General features: G+C 52.6%; 21 protein-coding genes and 1 tRNA gene. 11 read left to right on the top strand and 11 right to left on the bottom strand.

Features of this window, described 5'->3' with window-relative positions; all coding sequences use genetic code 11:
* Window positions 1–6 precede the first annotated feature (6 nt).
* A complete protein-coding gene (gene metC, locus PSPTO_RS22115) occupies window positions 7–1176 on the bottom strand; it encodes a cystathionine beta-lyase (RefSeq protein WP_011104933.1) in 1170 nt (389 codons plus the stop codon).
* A 419-nt stretch (window positions 1177–1595) separates the two neighbouring features.
* Between metC and PSPTO_RS22110 the strand changes: the two genes are divergently transcribed.
* The 5 genes from PSPTO_RS22110 (at window position 1596) to PSPTO_RS22090 (ending at window position 4793) form a co-directional block, all read left to right on the top strand.
* Window positions 1596–2150, top strand: coding sequence for an OsmC family protein (locus PSPTO_RS22110; protein WP_011104932.1), 555 nt, complete (start codon window positions 1596–1598; stop codon window positions 2148–2150).
* 89 nt (window positions 2151–2239) lie between these two features.
* Window positions 2240–3013 carry an SDR family NAD(P)-dependent oxidoreductase gene (locus tag PSPTO_RS22105; RefSeq protein WP_011104931.1) on the top strand — a complete coding sequence of 258 codons (774 nt, stop codon included), beginning with the start codon at window positions 2240–2242 and terminating at the stop codon, window positions 3011–3013.
* Between the two features lie 93 nt (window positions 3014–3106).
* Window positions 3107–3697 carry a TetR/AcrR family transcriptional regulator gene (locus tag PSPTO_RS22100; RefSeq protein WP_011104930.1) on the top strand — a complete coding sequence of 197 codons (591 nt, stop codon included), beginning with the start codon at window positions 3107–3109 and terminating at the stop codon, window positions 3695–3697.
* 3 nt (window positions 3698–3700) lie between these two features.
* A complete protein-coding gene (locus tag PSPTO_RS22095; protein ID WP_011104929.1) occupies window positions 3701–4399 on the top strand; it encodes a DsbA family oxidoreductase in 699 nt (232 codons plus the stop codon).
* 64 nt (window positions 4400–4463) lie between these two features.
* Window positions 4464–4793 (top strand): thioredoxin family protein, encoded by a 330-nt coding sequence (locus PSPTO_RS22090; RefSeq protein ID WP_011104928.1) that lies wholly within the window; start codon window positions 4464–4466, stop codon window positions 4791–4793.
* A 34-nt stretch (window positions 4794–4827) separates the two neighbouring features.
* Here PSPTO_RS22090 and kefC read toward each other — a convergent pair whose 3' ends face one another.
* The 6 genes from kefC to gorA form a co-directional block, all read right to left on the bottom strand.
* A complete protein-coding gene (gene kefC / locus PSPTO_RS22085) occupies window positions 4828–6651 on the bottom strand; it encodes a glutathione-regulated potassium-efflux system protein KefC (protein ID WP_011104927.1) in 1824 nt (607 codons plus the stop codon).
* Window positions 6652–7173, bottom strand: a complete 522-nt coding sequence (kefF, locus tag PSPTO_RS22080) for a glutathione-regulated potassium-efflux system oxidoreductase KefF (protein WP_011104926.1) — start codon at window positions 7171–7173, stop codon at window positions 6652–6654.
* Between the two features lie 110 nt (window positions 7174–7283).
* A complete protein-coding gene (locus tag PSPTO_RS22075; protein WP_011104925.1) occupies window positions 7284–7502 on the bottom strand; it encodes a tautomerase family protein in 219 nt (72 codons plus the stop codon).
* A 28-nt stretch (window positions 7503–7530) separates the two neighbouring features.
* Window positions 7531–8637 carry an alkene reductase gene (locus tag PSPTO_RS22070; protein WP_011104924.1) on the bottom strand — a complete coding sequence of 369 codons (1107 nt, stop codon included), beginning with the start codon at window positions 8635–8637 and terminating at the stop codon, window positions 7531–7533.
* 44 nt (window positions 8638–8681) lie between these two features.
* Window positions 8682–9014 (bottom strand): carboxymuconolactone decarboxylase family protein, encoded by a 333-nt coding sequence (locus PSPTO_RS22065; RefSeq protein WP_011104923.1) that lies wholly within the window; start codon window positions 9012–9014, stop codon window positions 8682–8684.
* 452 nt (window positions 9015–9466) lie between these two features.
* Window positions 9467–10864 carry a glutathione-disulfide reductase gene (gene gorA / locus PSPTO_RS22060; protein ID WP_046463388.1) on the bottom strand — a complete coding sequence of 466 codons (1398 nt, stop codon included), beginning with the start codon at window positions 10862–10864 and terminating at the stop codon, window positions 9467–9469.
* 22 nt (window positions 10865–10886) lie between these two features.
* Here gorA and PSPTO_RS22055 point away from each other — a divergent pair, with 22 nt between their 5' ends.
* Entirely contained in the window at window positions 10887–11864 is a 978-nt protein-coding gene (locus tag PSPTO_RS22055) for an IS5-like element ISPssy family transposase (RefSeq protein ID WP_007247571.1), read from the top strand.
* Between the two features lie 115 nt (window positions 11865–11979).
* Here the strand turns inward: PSPTO_RS22055 and PSPTO_RS22050 are convergent, their stop codons facing one another.
* Window positions 11980–12366 (bottom strand): hypothetical protein, encoded by a 387-nt coding sequence (locus PSPTO_RS22050; protein WP_226992649.1) that lies wholly within the window; start codon window positions 12364–12366, stop codon window positions 11980–11982.
* A 331-nt stretch (window positions 12367–12697) separates the two neighbouring features.
* On the opposite strand from PSPTO_RS22050, the gene tnpB reads away from it, so the two are divergent.
* Together tnpB and PSPTO_RS22040 are read left to right on the top strand one after the other, a co-directional pair.
* The gene (gene tnpB / locus PSPTO_RS22045) at window positions 12698–13057 is read left to right on the top strand and encodes an IS66 family insertion sequence element accessory protein TnpB (RefSeq protein WP_003409203.1); all 360 of its coding nucleotides are present in this window, start codon (window positions 12698–12700) and stop codon (window positions 13055–13057) included.
* 17 nt (window positions 13058–13074) lie between these two features.
* Window positions 13075–14628 carry an IS66-like element ISPsy5 family transposase gene (locus PSPTO_RS22040; RefSeq protein ID WP_003409202.1) on the top strand — a complete coding sequence of 518 codons (1554 nt, stop codon included), beginning with the start codon at window positions 13075–13077 and terminating at the stop codon, window positions 14626–14628.
* Here PSPTO_RS22040 and PSPTO_RS22035 read toward each other — a convergent pair.
* Both PSPTO_RS22035 and PSPTO_RS22030 read right to left on the bottom strand, forming a co-directional pair.
* Window positions 14608–14970: a hypothetical protein gene (locus PSPTO_RS22035; RefSeq protein ID WP_159229468.1), complete on the bottom strand. Its 363-nt coding sequence runs from the start codon at window positions 14968–14970 to the stop codon at window positions 14608–14610. The two genes, PSPTO_RS22040 and PSPTO_RS22035, sit on opposite strands and share 21 nt — an antisense overlap.
* A gap of 618 nt (window positions 14971–15588) precedes the next feature.
* Window positions 15589–16671 (bottom strand): ImmA/IrrE family metallo-endopeptidase, encoded by a 1083-nt coding sequence (locus tag PSPTO_RS22030; protein WP_230853376.1) that lies wholly within the window; start codon window positions 16669–16671, stop codon window positions 15589–15591.
* A 421-nt stretch (window positions 16672–17092) separates the two neighbouring features.
* On the opposite strand from PSPTO_RS22030, the gene PSPTO_RS22025 reads away from it, so the two are divergent.
* Genes PSPTO_RS22025 through PSPTO_RS22015 form a run of 3 tightly spaced genes read left to right on the top strand, consistent with a single transcriptional unit; the run spans window position 17093 to window position 17613 of the window.
* Entirely contained in the window at window positions 17093–17230 is a 138-nt protein-coding gene (locus PSPTO_RS22025) for a hypothetical protein (protein WP_155490817.1), read from the top strand.
* A complete protein-coding gene (locus PSPTO_RS30700; protein WP_080946570.1) occupies window positions 17218–17439 on the top strand; it encodes an SDR family oxidoreductase in 222 nt (73 codons plus the stop codon). The genes PSPTO_RS22025 and PSPTO_RS30700 overlap by 13 nt, the downstream gene beginning before the upstream one ends.
* 6 nt (window positions 17440–17445) lie before the next feature.
* Entirely contained in the window at window positions 17446–17613 is a 168-nt protein-coding gene (locus PSPTO_RS22015; RefSeq protein WP_155490816.1) for a hypothetical protein, read from the top strand.
* A 308-nt stretch (window positions 17614–17921) separates the two neighbouring features.
* Here the strand turns inward: PSPTO_RS22015 and PSPTO_RS22010 are convergent.
* Window positions 17922–17995, bottom strand: a tRNA-Gly gene (locus tag PSPTO_RS22010).
* Between the last annotated feature and the right edge of the window lie 394 nt (window positions 17996–18389).

Below are 18389 nucleotides of genomic sequence, written 5' to 3'. Positions count from 1 at the left end.
GTATGACTAGCGGCGTAATCTATTGAAATGTGCAAAGCCAACTTCGAGATCGGCGATTAAGTCATACGGATCCTCGAGACCGATATGCAGTCGCACTAGATGGCCGTCAATGTCCCATTGGGTCACACTTCTGACTGGTTTAGGATTCGCAAGCATTGCCAAACTTTCGAAACCACCCCATGAGTAACCGATAGCAAACAGCGATAGATTATCCAAGAGAGCATCTGCTGCTGGCTGGCTGGAAGGCTTTGTCGTAAACGACAGCAAGCCAGATGCTCCTTTGAAATCCCGTTTCCATAAGTCGTGTTGGGGATGGGATTCTAATGCCGGGTAATGAACGGCGATTACCTCCTCTCGGCCCTCCAACCACTTGGCTACTATCGTCGCATTCTTATAGTGACGCTCCAGGCGCACGTCTAGCGTTCTCATCCCTCGAAGGGCTAGGGTCACGTCGTCCGGGCTGGCAAATAAGCCCATATTGAAGTGGTATCGCTTGAGGCTTTCCCATGCTCGCTTGGATGCGGATACGGTGCCAAGAACTGCGTCGGAGTGGCCGACGATGTATTTCGTTGCTGCCATGATGGAAAGGTCGACGCCAAGCTCCATCGTCGGGCAGTAAAGCGGTGTGCCCCATGTATTGTCTGCAATAACCATGATGTCATGGTCATGGGCAACATTCGCTATGGCAGGGATGTCCTGTATCTCTAACGTCAGGGAACCAGGGGATTCTAGATAAATCGCTTTCGTGTTAGGTCGGATGAAATCAACAATGCCGGAACCTATCGTAGGATCGTAAAACGACACCCCGATCCCTAAGCGCTTTCCCACTTCTTCGCAGAAAACCCTCACTGGCGCATAGACATTGTCGGCAATCAAAATGTGATCACCCGTCCCGACTACGGAGAGTATCGCAGTCGTACACGCGGACAGCCCTGAAGGGCATAGAACCGTGCCTTCCGATCCTTCCAAGTGCTGAAGGGCCTCAGTGAGTGCCTCCGTTGAAGGATTGTTCCAACGTCCATAGGCGTATTTTTGACGTCCTTCGCGCATCGACTCGCAGGTGGGAAAGGCAACGGTTGAGCCCCGGTAAACGGGCGTATTAACGAATCCGTGATGCTGCTCAGGTTCAATAGACGCATGGGCAAGCAGAGTTTGGACGCTTTTATATTTTTTCATGCCGACCTCAAAGTCCTATGTCGATAAGCTTTTAGAACACGCAGGCCACCGTTAAATCGAGATTACACTGTCATTTAAGCTAAATGTCTACCATTAGGTTGGCATTTTTATAAAAATCTGTTGGCACATTGGCTTGGGGCTTTCAATAGAAAGGCATTTTGCCAGTTAGGAACCTCCCATTAGTGCTTCATCAATATTGTGTTCGCCTGTGTCTGAGCCAGATGACACTGCACAGCCGTCCGTCGGATTGAAAAGGCGCTATTCTGCCGCGCAGCACGCATGGCGCCTAGAAGACGGGTGCACGTTCAGCCGCCTTTAGCTTTGAATTTTAATATCCTGTTGCGTCCCACCCTACCAGTTGGTAGAGTTATTTCGTAGAAACAATCCCATGCGAAAAATCTTCACAGAGGAATTACCAAATGACTAACAACCTGAACGGTATTGACGTAGCTGCCCTGCAACAATTTGCTCAAGGCGTTGCTGAGGATGCCAACAAGCGTCACGCAAGCTTCAACGTAAAGACCGAGTGGAAAGGCCAGACTCGCTCTGTAGCCAAGGTCAGCCGTTACAGCCTGGCTGGGGAGACCTACTCGCGTGATTTCGAAATCATCGCCGATGAGCCGAATGAATTGCTGGGCGAAAACTCCGCGCCCAACCCTCAGGAGCTGCTGATGGCTGCTCTCAACGCATGCATGTCGGTCGGCTATGCCGCCAACGCCGCGATGATGGGCATCAAGATCCACAGCCTGGAAATTGAGACCGACGGCACTCTCGATCTGCGTGGCTTCTTGGGCATCGAAGAAAGCGTTAACCCAGGCTACGACGAAGTGAGTGTCGTAATCCGCCTGCACACCGATGCTTCTCGTGAGCGTGTGGAAGAACTGCACAACGTGGTGCTCAAGACATCGGTCAACTACGCCAACTTCTCTAGAGCCATTCGTATGGTGCCAACTCTCGAAGTTCGCGAGGGCTGATTCCCTCCTATTACATATCCACGCCCTGCGTGCATCGGCAGCAAGTCTGCTGGTGCCGCCCTTCAGAAATCTGAATATCGGAGTCTGCAATGAAAGATTTTTTCAAAGGCAAGAAACTGCTGGTCGTAGGCGGCACTAGCGGCATGGGCCTAGAAACAGCGCGCCAGTTTTTAAAGGCGGGTGGCAGCGTGGTTCTCACCGGCAGCAAACAGGATAAAGCCGATGCTGTGCGCGCCGAGCTGAGTCCGCTGGGGAACGTATCAGTGATCGTTGCCAACCTCATGACCGAGGAAGGGATGAATCATGTACGCAACGAAATCAATGCCAACCACAGTGACATCGGCTTCATGGTGAACTCTGCAGGCATATTCATTCCGAAGCCTTTCATCGAGCACGATGAGGCTGACTACGACATGTACCTGGATCTGAACCGAGCCACGTTCTTTATCACGCAGGCAGTGGTCAAAAATATGCTTGCTGCCAAGCGCGAAGGTTCCATTGTCAACGTCGGTTCGATTGGCGCGCAGGCCGCGCTGGCCGGCTCTCCGGCAACCGCTTATTCGATGGCTAAGGCGGGCCTGCACGCAGTCACCCGAAACCTGGCAATTGAATTGGCTCATTCAGGTATCCGAGTCAATGCCGTCTCGCCCGGCATCGTTCACACCTCGATCTATGAAGGCTTTATGGACAAGGAAGCGATCCCGGATGCGATGAAGTCGCTGAACGATTTCCATCCACTGGGTCGAGTAGGTGTTCCTGAAGACGTCGCTAACACCATCCTGTTCTTGCTCTCCGATAAAACTTCCTGGGTCACTGGTGCTATCTGGGACGTTGATGCAGGGGTGATGGCGGTACGTGCCTAAACACCGACGCAAGCGCTGCGTGTAGCGCCTCTCAGTGGGGCGCTTTCCAGCAAGGTGCTCCGGTGACAAGGGTGCTGGCTGTAGGAGTCTCAAATGTCTATCACGACAAAAGCCGCGCTGCTGAGCTACGCGGAAACCCAGATGCGTTCAAAGGGTTACTCAGCGTTCAGTTATGCGGATCTCGCAGCGAAAGTCGGCATCAGAAAAGCCAGCATTCACCATCACTTCCCTACCAAGGAGTGCCTGGGTGCAGAGCTGATCAACGATTACATCAATCGTTTCAACGAGACGTTGGCGTCAATCGAAACTATGCATCCCGAGCCGCTAAAGCGTCTGCAAGCATTTTCCCAACTTTTTGTAATGAGCGCGAATGAAGGGCTACTGCCGTTATGTGGAGCCTTGGCTGCCGAAATGGCTGCACTGCCTTTGTCGCTTCAAGGGCTCACTCGGGACTTCTTCAACGCTCAACTCGACTGGCTACAGAGCACCCTCAGTCAGGCAGTTCGGCAACACAACTGGTCGCTGGAAACACCTCTTGAAAACTTCGCCTTCATGCTGCTCAGCTCCTTGGAGGGCGCAAGCCTTATCGATTGGACGCTAGGCCGAACAACAGATCCTCTGGCTGGCTTTAACCATTTGCTTGAAATGGCTGCCATGCGGTCTTCATTTCTCTGCGCAGGCTAATTTATGCAAACCCCTTCAAAAAAATATGTCGTCGATATCTGGTCTGATTTTGTGTGTCCCTGGTGCTGGATTGCCAAGCGTCGTTTTGAAAACGCGCTTAATCGTTCTGGCATGCAGGACGATGTACAGGTCAATGTTCGGGCCTATCGATTGGCTGCAAATCAAGCTCCAGAACCGATGATCGGGGCCTTGAAACGTAAGCTTGGCAATCCAGCCTCCGCTGACTCAATGATGAGTACGGTTAGTAAATACGGGCGGGCCGATGGGCTGGATTACCGCTTCGATACCATGATGTTTGGCGATACTGCTGATGCTCATATCTTGGTGAAAGCGGTTGAAGATACTGCAGTGAAAAAGCGCCTGGTGGAGGCGCTGTATGAGCAAAGTACGAGCCATGGCAGGTCACTCTTTGATCGCTCAAGTTTGGAAGCGATTGCGAGAGAGGTGGGCGTGTCGGATGAATCAATTCAATTGGCATGGTCATCCGTGGAGCTGCGCAATGAGATGAAAGATGATGAGAGTTTCGCCGCCCAACTGGGTTCTGGCGTACCGCTGTTTGTCTTTGATAGCTCGTTCTCAGTGTCGGGCGCGCAGCCTGATGCTGTTTTTCTAGAGGCCCTCAATAAAATGGTAGCTAACTCGAATCCTGAGGACAGCTCAATGATGGGTCAAGTCTGCAGCATCGACGGCTGCAAAGTTTGATCGGCAATGAACGGGCGGCACTCATAAGGTGACGCCTTTCTTTAACTCAAAATGTGAGATCCTGATGAGCCGTATCGTTGAATTAAACGCTCCCCAGTTTGCCCGCTTCGTTGCCAAGGGCAGCCGTGTCGTTATGTTTTCAGCATCCTGGTGCAAACCTTGTAAAGAGATGAAGCCAATCTTCCAGGCGCTGGAGGAAAAGCTCCATGCTCTGGCAGAATTTGGAAAGATTGATATAGCTGTATCGCCGACAATCGCGCAGACGTATGGCATTCGCTCTGTGCCATCCTTGGCGGTGTTTCACGAAGGCCGATTGTTGAAAATTTTCGCGGGATCTAAATCAGTTTCTGCTTTGAAAAAAGCGATCATCACTGAGCTGGAGGATGCCAGCTAAGCAGGCATCCTCCGCCACCACCTGGCCAAATCTACTATCGATCTCGCAGAGTTGTAGGATCATTTTTCTTGGCCTCTCCATCGATAGGATGGGTGCGATCTTCATTGAAGAGTTCCGTTAATAAAACGTTGGCTCGTTTGTAAGCGTCATATCTGAACTCAGTATCGTCCACCGGCTGTGCGGCCATTTCCTCTAGCATCTCCAAGTTCAGCCTACGGAATGTGTCGGCACGCTCACGAGCCTCGTAGCGCCCAACGCCTAGATGTTCCAAGGCACGACGCCCAAGAGATAAAGCGCTTTCAAAGGTTTCCCTTTCGACGGCCTCAATGCCCATCTGACGCAAGGTAATGATGTGCCCCATATCACGGGCTCGCACCACGAGCTTCAGAGACGGAAAATGCTCCTGGGCCAGCTTGGTCAGTAGTAGGTTGTCGTCCTGATTGTCGATAGCGTTGATCAGCACCACGGCTTGTGCAGCACCCGCAGCGTGGAGCAAATCGAGACGGGTTGCATCACCGTAAAACACCTTCACCCCGAATTTGCGCAGTGTCTCGATGTGGTCAGGGTCATGATCCAATACCACGACTTCAAAACCACAAGACATCAGTAGACGTCCAGCGATCTGGCCGAATCGTCCGAAGCCAGCAATGATCACTCTAGGATTGCTTTGATCGATGGTGTCCGCTTCCTTGCTGTCCTGTTTTTTCGACGATTCCAGATAATTGAGCAGCAGAATTAGCAACGGTGTCACACACATCGACAGCGCTACTGCCAGAGTCAGGCTTTTACCCCATGGCTCGATCAAGATGCCGGCAACTGTGGCAGCGCCAAAAACGACAAAAGCAAACTCACTGCCCTGTCCAAGGAATACCGCCTGCCAGGAGCGCTGGTCACTTGGGACGTTCAGGAAACGGCCTAGGAGCTTGATCATGACCAGTTTGATCACAATAAAGCCCAACGTCAGGGTGAGCACTCTCAGTGGTTCATCAATCAGTGTGCCGAAGTCGATGGACATACCCACGCCGATGAAGAACAGGCCGAGCAAAAGTCCCTTGAACGGTTCGATATCGCTCTCTAGGGCATGCCGATATTCCGAGCTGGCCAACAGGACGCCTGCTAGAAAAGCACCCATGGCCATGGACAAGCCAGCCTCTTCGAGTAAGAGGCCGAACCCGAATACTAGGAAGAGTGCGACGGCACTGAATATTTCGCGTAGGCCGGATCGCGCGACGAAGCGAAGGACGGGCCGAGAAACGTACCGACCTAAAAGCACCACCGCGACGACGGCTCCGACGATTTTTGCAATCGACAGTGCCAGCTCAGCACCGGAAGGCGTACCACCATTTGCGGCCAGCAGTGGAATCATAGCCACAAGCGGAATGGCTGCGATGTCTTGAAATAACAACACGGCAAAGCTGCTACGACCCACGGCGGTTGACGTCATGTTTCGCTCGTTCATTGCCTGCATAGCAATCGCTGTCGAGGATAGGCTCAGCGTCAAGCCAACCAACAGCGCGGCTGTCCAGTTCAAGCCCAGGGCAGCGCAGAACGCGGCGATGGCTGCTCCACACGCAAGCATCTGTAATGCACCACCGCCGAACACCATTCGGCGCATTGCCCAGAGGCGTTTGGGATCAAGTTCTAGCCCAATGATAAACAACATCAAAACTACACCGATTTCAGCAAAGTGCAGGATGGACTCCACATCGGTTATCAGCTTCAGGCCCCACGGGCCGATCAGGCAGCCGGCCAACAGATAACCCAGAACCGGGCCAAGCCCAAGCCGAACGGCAATCGGAACTATCAAGGCAGCCGAGCCCAAGTAAATGAGCATTTCAATCAGGCTGTGAGTATCCATTCAAACTTCCCTCCAAGTGGCTAGACGCTCGCCGTAACGGCGAATTTGCTTAATAAGTGCGGCGTGATCAGCTTGGTATGTGCCGTGAATTGCGACTGGTCTTAACCAATGCATACCGCAGTAATTCGCCGTCGCCTGTAGAGGCTGCGCAAGAACCGGAAAGCCTGGGTATTCACCGCCTTCAAATTGATCATGCTCTTCGCCCATGGTTACAGCCCATAGTAAATACTTATTTTTGAGGGCGGCTGCACCGACGCCATAGGCCCAGCCACTGGTGAAAACTTTATCGATCCACAATTTTAAAAGTGGTGGGTAGTTGTACCAGTGCAAAGGATGCTGCAGAACCAGCAGATCTGCCTTTTCTACTGCCATTTGCTCGGCTTCTACATTGATATCGAAATCTGGGTATAGGTCGTACAAGGAGCGAATAACGACTTCAGGATTATTAGCAGCCAGCCTGAGCATCAGGCTGTTAACACTGGATTTTTCAGGATAAGGATGGGCGTAAATGATCAGTATCACGGAGCAGACCTCACAGATCCGACGTTCACTTAGAACGGAAAAAGCCCCCTGATCGTTGAGCATAAAAATGCACTCAACCATCAGGGAGCTAATAACTGAACGGTGAAGCCTTATTGACCGCTTTGTAGCTTCAAGACTTCTTGAGCAGTCACAGGGTTGCCGGCAATGCCCCAGTCCCCGCTCTTGACCTCTTCGAAAATGACCCATGTGAGGGCCCGCATGTTTTCACCTTCCACCGATACCATCGCGTCAGTCACCTTACGGATGACTTCAGCTTTTTGTTCGTCGGAAAAAACGCCTTCGATACCTTTAATAGTGACAAGTGGCATGGTGCTCTCCTGAATGTCTGAGAAGAAATTAGGCTTCAGCCGCTGCGTATTCCGGGTAGTCGGTGTAACCCTTCTCAATCGAACCGCTCACGCCGTAGTAGGTAGCGCGATCACTCTCGGCCAGAGGCCAATTGTTTTGCATACGCTCGACTAAATCCGGGTTCGCAATGTAGGCCGTGCCAAAGGCAACCAGGTCTAGCTCACCTTTAGCCAGCTCAGACTCTGCGATCTCTTTGGTGAAGCCGCCAGCAGCCATCACGGTGCCTTTGTAGGCTTCACGGAATGCAGCGCCGAAACCCGGCGGTGTTTGCGCGGCGAGGATGGTCGGCTGGTAGTTCAGGTGAACAAACGCCAATTCCCTTTCATTGAGCGCAGATGCCATGCTCATCCAGGTTTCTTCTTCACCTTCGTACACGCCGAAGTCGTACAGTCGACCAAACGGCGAGAAGCGCACACCAATCTTCGAGCCACCAATTTCGGCAGCGATTGCATCAATGGTCTCAAGCAGAAAACGCTGACGGTTAGCGATGGAGCCACCGTACTGGTCGGTACGCGTGTTCAGGGAGCTGCTCAAGAACTGATCGAACAAGAAACCGTTGGCTGCCATGATTTCGATACCGTCAAAGCCGGCGTCCATGGCCATCCGCGCGGACTTCACGAAGTCAGCGATGACGCGCTTCACTTCTTCCGTTTCCAGGGCACGTGGAGCACTAGGTTGAACAGGGCCTGCTTTGCCAGGTTCAATCCAGGCATACACGGTCGTATCTACCGCAGGTACTGTGCCCGAGGAGACCGGCACGATGCCATGCACGGAAATATGAGACATGCGGCCTACGTGCCAGAGTTGCGCAAAAATCTTCCCGCCTTTTGCGTGTACGGCGTCAGTGACATTGCGCCAGCCGGGCAAATGCACATCTTCGTAGATACCAGGGGTGTACAGATAGCCCCGTGACTCGTCGGAAATAGGCAGACCTTCGGTGATCAGCAAACCAGCAGAAGCACGTTGCGCGTAGTACAGCGCGTTGGCTTCATTTGGGATGTTGTTCAAGGTGCGGGTGCGGGTCATAGGGGCCATGACAACGCGATTCTTTAGCGAAGTACCGGCCAAATCGAAAGGTGTAAAAAGCTTATTCATGATTGCTCCCGACATCGTTTAAAGAGAAAAGTCGTCGTTTTGACTCAGGACTTATCGAACGCATCGAGAACATGGGTGCTGTACACCAGTGCTGCACCGGCGTTCATGTTGATGGCCACACCCAGTGCTTCGGCCACTTCTTCACTTGTGACACCGAGCTTCTTGGCTTCAGCTGCGTGGAAGGCGATACAGCCATCGCAGCGAGTTGTTACGGCCACCGCCAGGGAGATCAGCTCGCGAGTCTTTGCATCCAAGTGATTGGTTTTGCTACCGGCGGCACCGAGTGCAGCCATGCCTTTCATGGTCTCCGGGGAGAGGCCGTTGAGCTCTACCAAACGAGTGTTGATGTCTTTACGGGCTTGCTTCCAATCTTGCATGGGATTCTCACATGGGCGTTAACGCCCCGTAGGTCTGGGTTGATTTTTGAATCTAGATATAATCTACCATCCAGTTGGTAGGCTTGCAATGGGGTCATGCCTAATTCATGTCATTACGCATGGAGAGCATGACAATTTCGATGTGCCCTCATTAATTAAAATTTGGTCGCGGGTGCTGAGCTATGGTTGCTTGCCTATCTAGAGGTAGGCTTTGACAGGGGGAATTATTATCAGACAATCTAATGGGAGGACTCGAATGTAGCGCGCAGTATTTGCGAAGTCTGGTTTAGACGCAGACGGAGTCAATCCTTGGCATGCAGCGCTGAAGGTCTTGAATTGGCCTGAGCAGAGCGCTGCACGGGTAAATTGCTTTAAGTGGGTAAGCTGGCATTGCGCTAGCGCCCAGCGCCTGCCGTTGCGACAGAGCCGGGCGCCCAGTGCCAAAAGATCGATTAGCTCCCGACGGGCGTGCGCATGGTTACAAACTCTTCAGCGGACGTCGGGTGCACGGCGATGGTTTCGTCGAAATCGCGCTTGGTCGCACCCGACTTCAGCGCAATCGCCAGCCCTTGCACGATCTCGCCTGCATCCGGGCCGACCATGTGGCAGCCCAACACCTTATCGGTCTTGGCATCCACCACAAGCTTCATCAAAGTGCGCTCCTGGCATTCGGTCAGGGAGAGTTTCATGGGTCGGAAGCGGGTTTCAAAGATCACTACCTCATGCCCGGCTTCTCGCGAATCCTCTTCGGTCATCCCGACAGTACCGATGTTAGGTTGGCTGAACACTGCCGTCGGGATCATTCTGTAATCCACCGGACGATATTGCTCAGGCTTGAACAAGCGACGAGCAATTGCCATCCCTTCAGCCAGTGCGACAGGTGTTAGCTGTACGCGGCCAATTACGTCCCCCAAGGCCAGAACTGATGGCTCAGCCGTTTGATACAGCTCATCTACTTCGATAAAGCCTTTTTTGTTGAGCTTAACGCCAGTGTTTTCCAAGCCCAGGTTGTCTAGCATAGGACGTCGACCGGTAGCGTAGAACACGCAGTCCGCCTCAAGCTGACGACCATCCTTGAGAGTAGCTTTCAGGCTGCCGTCGGCTTGTTTGTCGATGCGCTCGATATCGGAATTGAACTGCAGATCCATGCCGCGTCTAGTCAGCTCTACCTGCAAATGCTCACGTACCGCACCGTCGAAACCACGCAGGAATAGGTCACCGCGATACAACAGTGTGGTCTTGGCACCTAAGCCATGGAAGATGCCGGCGAACTCCACCGCAATGTAACCACCGCCGACCACGAGAACGCGTTTGGGCAGCTCTTTGAGGAAGAATGCCTGGTTGGAGCTAATCGCGTGCTCGTGTCCCGGAATGTCAGGAATCTGCGGCCAGCCGCCGGTAGCGATCAGAATGTTCTGAGCTGTGTGACGCTCTCCGTTGACCTCCACGGTATGAGGATCAATGATCTTGGCGTGACCTTCATGGAGGGTCACACCGCTGTTGACCAACAAATTGCGGTAGATGTCATTCAGGCGATTGATCTCGCTATCCTTGTTGACAATCAGCGTCGCCCAATCAAACTTCGCCTCACCCGGAGTCCAACCAAAACCTCGTGAATTCTCAAAGTCGTCGGCGAAGTGTGCTCCATACACCAGCAGTTTTTTCGGCACGCATCCTACGTTTACACACGTTCCTCCCAGGTAGCGGCTTTCAGCCACAGCCACTTTAGCGCCAAAACCTGCGGAAAAGCGGGCAGCCCGAACACCTCCGGAGCCTGCACCAATTACATAAAGGTCAAAGTCGTAAGGGAAACTCTGAAAAAGGTTTCCTGATTTGGCAAAATACCCCAACACCTTTCACCGAGCTTCCCTGATGAAACAGATGACCTTCGCCGATGCCGAGTACGCGGGTAAACGTAAGCATACCCGCCGCGAGCGCTTTCTCATCGAGATGGATCAGGTTGTGCCCTGGAAAGGCTTGATTGCCCTTATCGAACCACATTATCCAAAGGGCGAAGGTGGCCGTCCGGCTTATCCGCTGATGGCGATGCTGCGTATTCACCTGATGCAGAACTGGTTTGGTTACAGCGATCCGGCGATGGAGGAAGCACTTTACGAGACAACGATCCTGCGCCAGTTCGCAGGGTTGAGTCTGGATCGAATCGCCGATGAAACCACGATTCTCAACTTCCGGCGTCTGTTGGAAAAGCATGAGTTGGCAGGCGGGATTTTGCAGGTCATCAATGGCTATCTGGGTGATCGAGGTTTGATGCTGCGCCAAGGTACGGTGGTCGATGCGACGATCATTCATGCGCCGAGCTCGACCAAGAACAAGGACGGCAAACGCGATCCCGAAATGCATCAGACGAAGAAAGGAAACCAGTATTTCTTCGGCATGAAAGCGCATATCGGCGTCGATGCCGAGTCGGGTTTAGTCCATAGCCTGGTGGGTACTGCGGCGAATGTGGCGGACGTGACTCAGGTTGATCAATTGCTACATGGTGAGGAAACCTATGTCAGCGGTGATGCGGGCTACACCGGCGTGGACAAGCGTGCGGAGCATCAGGATCGTCAGATGATCTGGTCAATTGCGGCCCGCCCAAGCCGTTATAAAAAGCATGGCGAGAAAAGTTTGATCGCACGGGTCTATCGCAAAATCGAGTTCACGAAAGCCCAGTTACGGGCGAAGGTTGAACATCCGTTTCGCGTGATCAAGCGCCAGTTTGGTTATACGAAAGTCCGGTTTCGCGGGCTGGCTAAAAACACCGCGCAACAGGCTACTCTGTTTGCCTTGTCGAACCTTTGGATGGTGCGAAAACGGCTGCTGGCGATGGGAGAGGTGCGCCTGTAATGCGGAAAAACGCCTTGGAAAGGTGCTGTTTGAAGGAAAATCGATGAGTTAAGAGCGGAAAACGTCTAATTATCTGATCGGGCGAGCTTTTTTTGAACCTCAGGCCATGAGAGCGTCAAAAATCGATGCCTACTTCAGACCTTCCTTCAAGATGTTTGATATAGGCGGTTGTGTAGGGAGACCCCATATCTACAGGGCAGGCAGATACCCATAAGTGATCAAGCGGGGTAGTCTCAAGCAGCATTAGTCTGAAAGTATTGCCACCCGAATGGCCCGGACGCTCACTGAATGCAGATGTATTAAACTGGCGGAGGCGATCTGCTAGCGTCTGCCCTGTGGTTTCTCCTATATAAATTATGAAATCATTGTTTACCCTAAAGTTGTCCGGCTTCTTTTTGCTCCTGGCGATGAAGTAGACCCCAGGCAGATTCCTCCCTGGAATTTCACTACGACCAGACCAGGGGTGCCATTCACAAAAACCTACCTCGCCCTGCATTTTCATTGGCCCCTATTCTGCACTATTGTTGCTAGAGCCAGCCAGGCCTGAGCTACTCGATAAGCTTGTGGTTTGAACTACCGAAAAACAGCTACGATCCTTTTCCTTGGAAAGAAACCTTTGTGCGCTTTCAAAGGAATAGAATGCACCGAACACTATTGAGAAATAAAATCCTAGTATCAGAAGCCCCGCTTCCGCCAAGGAAAATTTACCGTGCTTGGCTAAATAAATAATGGTTAGCCTATTTTTCTTTTGTATCCGATCCACGAACCCCACATTTCAAGCCACTGGCTGACGCCTGATGCTGTGCTCCCGTTTTCTTTCAGGAGCCAGCACCATGATGCGACCCGACGCCAAAGTCGAGAAAGTCTACCTCTATCCCAAACCCGTGGATTTCAGAAAATCCATCGATGGCTTAGCTGCTTTGGTCGAGTTGGATATTAAAGTGGCGGTCTTTGATCCGGTGCTCTTTGTCTTTCTCAACAAATCCCGGAATCGAGTGAAGATTTTGTATTGGGAGCGTAACGGCTTCTGCCTTTGGCTCAAGCGTCTCGAGTCCGAGCGTTTCAAAATCTCGCCAGATGATGTCGACGAAGCCATTGTGCTGACGGTTCAGGAATTGAATTGGCTGCTGGATGGATTTGATCTGTGGCGCAACCGTCCTCATAAGATTTTGACTCCAAGGTTTGTTGCCTGACGGGTATAATCCAGGGCATGCGACCATTGCCCGACAACCTTCCTGACGATCCCGTATTGCTCAAACAGATGCTGCTTGAGAGCTACGAAGCACGCTCGCGCGAACAGGAAGTTAAAGACGCCTACGCCACTCACATCGTTGATCTCAAAGAGCAGATCAAGCTGCTGCGTGACCGTATTTTTGGTCGAAAGTCCGAACAAACCGTCGAGCCTAATACCCCTCAACTTGCCTTGTTCAATGAACCTGAAAGCGAGCCTATGCTCCCGGTCGGCGATGCTGATGAGGAAGTAGTTGCTCCTGCGCCACGCCGTGGCAAGCGCAAGCCACTGTCGGCTGATCTGCCGCGCATTGAAGTCATCCACGAGCTGCCCGAACACGAACTGACCTGTGCCTGCGGTTGCCGCAAGCATGTCGTCAGCGAGGAAACCAGCGAGCAACTGGATATCGTGCCGATGCAGATTCGGGTGATCAAACACATCCGCAAAGTCTACGGCTGTCGTGGCTGTGAGTCGGCACCGGTCACAGCCGGCAAGCCTGCGCAGTTGATTGAAAAGAGCATGGCCAGCCCCAGCGTGTTGGCCATGCTGCTGACCACCAAGTATGTCGACGGCTTGCCGCTGCATCGTTTTGAAACGGTGCTAAGCCGACATGGCATAGAAATCCCGCGTCAAACGTTGGCCCGCTGGATTATCCAGTGCGGCGAACATTTGCAGCCGCTGTTAAATCTGATGCGTGATCGATTGCTGGAAAGCCCGGTCATCCACTGTGACGAAACCCGCGTTCAGGTACTGAAAGAACCAGATCGAGACCCGACCAGCCAATCCTGGATGTGGGTACAGGCCAGCGGGCCTCCAGATCATAAAGTCGTATTGTTCGACTACACTTCCAGCCGCGCGCAGGACGTACCGTTACGGCTGCTGGAAAGTTATCGCGGCTATGTGATGACTGATGATTACGCGGGCTATAACGCGCTGGCGTTACAACCGGGCGTGGAGCGCTTGGCGTGTATGGCCCATGCGCGGCGCAAATTTGTCGAAGCACAAAAAGTGCAACCTAAGGGCAAGACCGGGCGTGCCGATATCGCGCTGACGATGATCAATAAGCTGTACGGTATCGAGCGCGAATTGAAAGACGGCAGCGACGAACAGCGCTTTACCGGTCGGCAGGAGAAAAGCCTGCCAATCTTGGCTCAGTTGAAAAGCTGGCTGGATAAAACTCAGTCCCACGTGACGCCGCAAAGCGTGCTGGGCAAGGCAGTTGGTTATCTGGCGAATAACTGGAGTCGGCTGAAGCGTTACGTGGAAGCCGGCTTTTTACCGATCGACAACAACCCGGCAGAGCGCGCAATAAAGCCGTTTGTTATTGGGCGCAAAGCCTGGCTGTTCAGCGACACGCCTAAAGGCGCCACCGCCAGTGCACAGATCTATAGCTTGGTCGAGACCGCCAAGGTCAACGGCCAGGAGCCCTATACGTGGCTGCGCCACGTACTGGAGAGGTTGCCACTTGCGCAGTCGGTGGCCGACTATGAGGCGTTGCTGCCGTGGAACTGCTCACCGGAAATGCCAAGATAAACGGAAGCCGCATCTGATGGTAGGTGTGGTTGGTGGATCGCTTACTTTCTTTTTTAGGTTTTGAACTGGTAGGCTGTCGAGGTAGGGCTTCAGACCAGGAGTCGTACCGCGTTTAAATTCCACAAAGAAATTTTTAATGTTGGCGTGAGCGGCCAGCCAGAGCAACAACAGTATCACAATTGTTATAAATCCCATCGGAAAAGCATTTTTGTAGTCATGCTTTAAGATCAGAGCGTTAAATTTTCCACCTGAGACAGCGATTAAAATCATTAAAAAGAACTGGATGGAAGTGTTGCGAAGGAACTCTAAAAAATGTTTTCTGCCATCACCTAACACCCACATAATCACTCCCTGCAATATATTCTGATGAGATGACGCTAAGCCTGCGTAGATTCAGCAGGATGCGCGTTTCGAGCGCACTGTAAAGCTAAGCCGTAGGCGTCTGCCAGGTGAGGTGCAAGACAGCCCTCCATGCTCATATGCTGTGTCATCACGTTGGAGTGATCAGCATCATCCAATTTACGATGAAAAATCAGCCAACTGTGCAGGTGCGGAGTCGTCTGCGTGGGATGGCTCCCCGCTGCCGCCGAAAGCTTTCTAGCACCCTGATCGTCGGTCATCACAGCTAAACCACGACTCATTGCAAATGCGATAGAGGACAACTCCCCCTTTCCAAGACGCCTAAGGTTTTCCAATCTACTCATGGCTTGAAGATCATCAAGACTGCAAGCATGTACCGGGAACTGGCCCTTTTCACGCGCGTCAATTAGTCGACGCTGTAGCTCTCGGCTAGCGTTGGTTGGTGACATTCTGGGCTTCACTAGACACTCGTAGTTTACGAATTCGGTGACGCAGAAGTGGCATTGCGCTGCCAGCGCAGCACGGTACAGGGTGCTAGACGAGAGAACATTCCACACCGAACAGGTGTCTGTCACATTGATCAAATGAAAGCGGGATGGGTCAATGGCCATTGCGCGATCTTCCATAAAGGCTGAGCAGCTCTTGAAGGCCTCCCAAGTCACTAAGCAAGGCTTCAGCCAATCGACCTTGAGTGATGATGCCACGGCTCTGAGCGTCTAGGCACAGTGCGACGTAGCTGTCAGATAACCCCTTTTCCAGTAACTTAGCCTTTCGCTCACGCTGTTGCGTCGTCAATTGGGCCGGCAATTCTGGGTCAATCTTCAGTTCACGAGGAACGCGGTACGACTTTATCCTCTGGAATGCTTGCTCGCTAATTAAGCCCTCGGACTTCAGACCTATGCCCAAGGCAACGCAGCTGACTCGCAACTCATGAGCCCAATACTGGGTATTTTCCTGTGTCCATTGCTCAGGGTTGGGCAGCTGTCGGAGGATTTCTGAAGGCATCAGATACCGGGAGGCAAAGGTGTTTGCTCTCACTTCGACTAGGTCAGCCTTAGTCGTACGGGAGTAGGTAATACTGGGGCCACCCTGCGCATCGAAAAGAGCGTGAGCAAATTCATGCGCAGCGCTAAACCGCTGCCGGTATACGTCTTCGCTGTAGTTGACCAGAATGCACTTCCCAGCCGTGGGGTGAGCCAGGAAAAGCCCCGAAATGTTAGAGTTACCAAGCTTTCTACGGAACACATGCACTCCGGTTTGGCGAATCTCCTGATACACATCCCGAGGCACGGCGTTTGTGGGGTGCTGATTGAAAAGGCGAAAGGCTTCAGCCGCTCGGATTCCATCATTCTTAAAATTCCCAGAAGCCTGCGGCAGCGGAAATTCGAGCTTCATAGCCTTCAACTCACTCATCAGGAAGTCCTCTGTTTCGCAGAGGTACAGGAATTCTTGGACGGCTCTACGATCCTCCTTGATGAACTCAGCTCCGTGCCTGCGATACAGGATTTCGGTCTGCTCAAAGGGGGCGAGCGGCTCGTTCGAGATGAAGAATTTGAAGTTGCAGTGGTAGAGATCGGCCAGGATAAGCACTTCATCACCCGTAGGCGCCTGAGAGCCGGCTTCAACTGACTGCAGGCGCTCAAGGGGGATGTGGGTGACCGCACACACTTCTTCCTCGCTCATCGCAAGCTGCTTGCGATACCGAGACAGCTTTGAACCTAAAGCTGTTAGATTCATTGCTACACCCACTCTCCTGATCGGGAAGGCCTGATCCTAAATGCATCTGACACAGTCTGGCTATAGCCCCCAGCCGAAAACCATAGAGGAGTTAGGGAAGCTCCGAACAAGTCAGCACAGGTCAGATGGCCTGTGCTGACTTGATCGGAATTCCTAAAAGGGGAATACCATGAGCATCACAAAACAGCGCCTTGTCATTATCGGTGATTCGTCGGGGATGGGCTTGGCCTTGGCGAGGTGGTTCAGGAAGGGGGAGGTCGTGCTTTGCGGTCGGAGCTCGTGCAAGCTGGAAACTGCGGTGTCCACCCTGGCCGAGCAGGGAAGCGCTGCGAGCTACTAGGCGTTCGACGCCGGTGTCAGCCAGGACGTGATCAATTCTTCCATCGCGATCGGCACCTACGATCATCTCGTCGTGACCACTGCAGACCTGACCTTCGCACCGTTGGCCCAACTCAACACCAACGACATTCAACGCATGCTTAACTCGAAGTTCTGGGGCCTGTAAACGCCGCGAATTACTGCCTGAACTTCATCAACCGCAAAGGCTCGGTCACCTACTTCTCTGGCCTCGCGGCTTATCGTCCAGCCGTTGACACTACCACCGTCGCGGCGTTGCATGCGGGTCTTGAAGGCTTCTCGATGGCTCTGGCGTTGGAGGTCAAACCGCTGCGCGTCAATGTGATCTCCCTAGGTGTTGTTGATACCCCGACCTAGAGCGTCTTGTCGGAGCAGGATCGTGCTGGCCTGTTCGATCAGGTGGGGTCGGGGCTGCCGGGCGGACAGGTAGGGCGTGCTGATGATCTCGCTGATGCTGTCCTCTCGCTGGTCGAGAGCGAGTTCATCAATGCGACTGTGTTGCCCGTGGATGGCGGCGGTCGTATCGCCTGACGGTATTGGTATGAAGTGTCTAGGGCTGGCCTGAAGCAATGTATGGCCGGCCCTTTTCGATTCAACACGATCCAATTGTCTGGAAAATCGACTTTTCGTAGGGGAGGAGGCTGGGCTGATCGCAGGTTGAGCTTTTTCGAGGGTTCAGGCATTGGTATGCAGTGTTGTGCGGCACCCAATGGGCATGGGTGTACGAGTCATCACGTTTGTGAGTGAGGTCGTTTCAGAATTTCTAGGGAGGGAGAGGGAGTTTCGAGGGATTCAAAGCACTAGGCAGAAAGCCTGGAAGTGCTCTAGATCAAAGAATGTGGAGCGGGTAGAGGGAATCGAACCCTCACCGATTGCTTGGGAAGCAATAGTTGTACCATTCAACTATACCCGCACGTATTGCTAGTAAAGCTCGCTCACAAAAGCGATTGTCCGATAAGAACCCTCACCGATTGCTTGGGAAGCAATAGTTGTACCATTCAACTATACCCGCACGTATTGCTAGTAAAGCTCGCTCACAAAAGCGATTGTCCGATAAGAACCCTCACCGATTGCTTGGGAAGCAATAGTTGTACCATTCAACTATACCCGCACGTATTGCTAGTAAAGCTCGCTCACAAAAGCGATTGTCCGATAAGAACCCTCAACTAAAGCTTGGGAAGCTTTCATTTTACCACTAAACTATACCCGCATTACGCGTTTTTACCATGCACCAAAGACGGGTGTCCAATAAGAACCCTCAACTAAAGCTTGGGAAGCTTTCGTTTTACCACTAAACTATACACGCT

Origin of the sequence: Pseudomonas syringae pv. tomato str. DC3000 (assembly GCF_000007805.1) — a bacterium.
In the GTDB taxonomy this organism is placed as follows: Bacteria; Pseudomonadota; Gammaproteobacteria; order Pseudomonadales; family Pseudomonadaceae; genus Aquipseudomonas; species Aquipseudomonas avellanae.
This window is presented reverse-complemented; position numbering and strand designations above follow the sequence as displayed.

Bases quoted from the DNA above. Each gene is read 5' to 3' on its own strand.
- PSPTO_RS22075 (WP_011104925.1), bottom strand. From the start codon at position 7,502: ATGCCACTTGTCACTATTAAAGGTATCGAAGGCGTTTTTTCCGACGAA.
- PSPTO_RS22090 (WP_011104928.1), top strand. From the start codon at position 4,464: ATGAGCCGTATCGTTGAATTAAACGCTCCCCAGTTTGCCCGCTTCGTT.
- PSPTO_RS22030 (WP_230853376.1), bottom strand. From the start codon at position 16,671: ATGAGCGAGGAAGAAGTGTGTGCGGTCACCCACATCCCCCTTGAGCGC.
- PSPTO_RS22110 (WP_011104932.1), top strand. From the start codon at position 1,596: ATGACTAACAACCTGAACGGTATTGACGTAGCTGCCCTGCAACAATTT.
- PSPTO_RS22055 (WP_007247571.1), top strand. From the start codon at position 10,887: ATGAAACAGATGACCTTCGCCGATGCCGAGTACGCGGGTAAACGTAAG.
- PSPTO_RS22070 (WP_011104924.1), bottom strand. From the start codon at position 8,637: ATGAATAAGCTTTTTACACCTTTCGATTTGGCCGGTACTTCGCTAAAG.
- kefC (WP_011104927.1), bottom strand. From the start codon at position 6,651: ATGGATACTCACAGCCTGATTGAAATGCTCATTTACTTGGGCTCGGCT.
- PSPTO_RS22100 (WP_011104930.1), top strand. From the start codon at position 3,107: ATGTCTATCACGACAAAAGCCGCGCTGCTGAGCTACGCGGAAACCCAG.
- PSPTO_RS22095 (WP_011104929.1), top strand. From the start codon at position 3,701: ATGCAAACCCCTTCAAAAAAATATGTCGTCGATATCTGGTCTGATTTT.
- PSPTO_RS22035 (WP_159229468.1), bottom strand. From the start codon at position 14,970: ATGTGGGTGTTAGGTGATGGCAGAAAACATTTTTTAGAGTTCCTTCGC.
- metC (WP_011104933.1), bottom strand. From the start codon at position 1,176: ATGAAAAAATATAAAAGCGTCCAAACTCTGCTTGCCCATGCGTCTATT.
- PSPTO_RS22065 (WP_011104923.1), bottom strand. From the start codon at position 9,014: ATGCAAGATTGGAAGCAAGCCCGTAAAGACATCAACACTCGTTTGGTA.
- PSPTO_RS22040 (WP_003409202.1), top strand. From the start codon at position 13,075: ATGCGACCATTGCCCGACAACCTTCCTGACGATCCCGTATTGCTCAAA.
- PSPTO_RS22050 (WP_226992649.1), bottom strand. From the start codon at position 12,366: ATGAAAATGCAGGGCGAGGTAGGTTTTTGTGAATGGCACCCCTGGTCT.
- PSPTO_RS22105 (WP_011104931.1), top strand. From the start codon at position 2,240: ATGAAAGATTTTTTCAAAGGCAAGAAACTGCTGGTCGTAGGCGGCACT.
- tnpB (WP_003409203.1), top strand. From the start codon at position 12,698: ATGATGCGACCCGACGCCAAAGTCGAGAAAGTCTACCTCTATCCCAAA.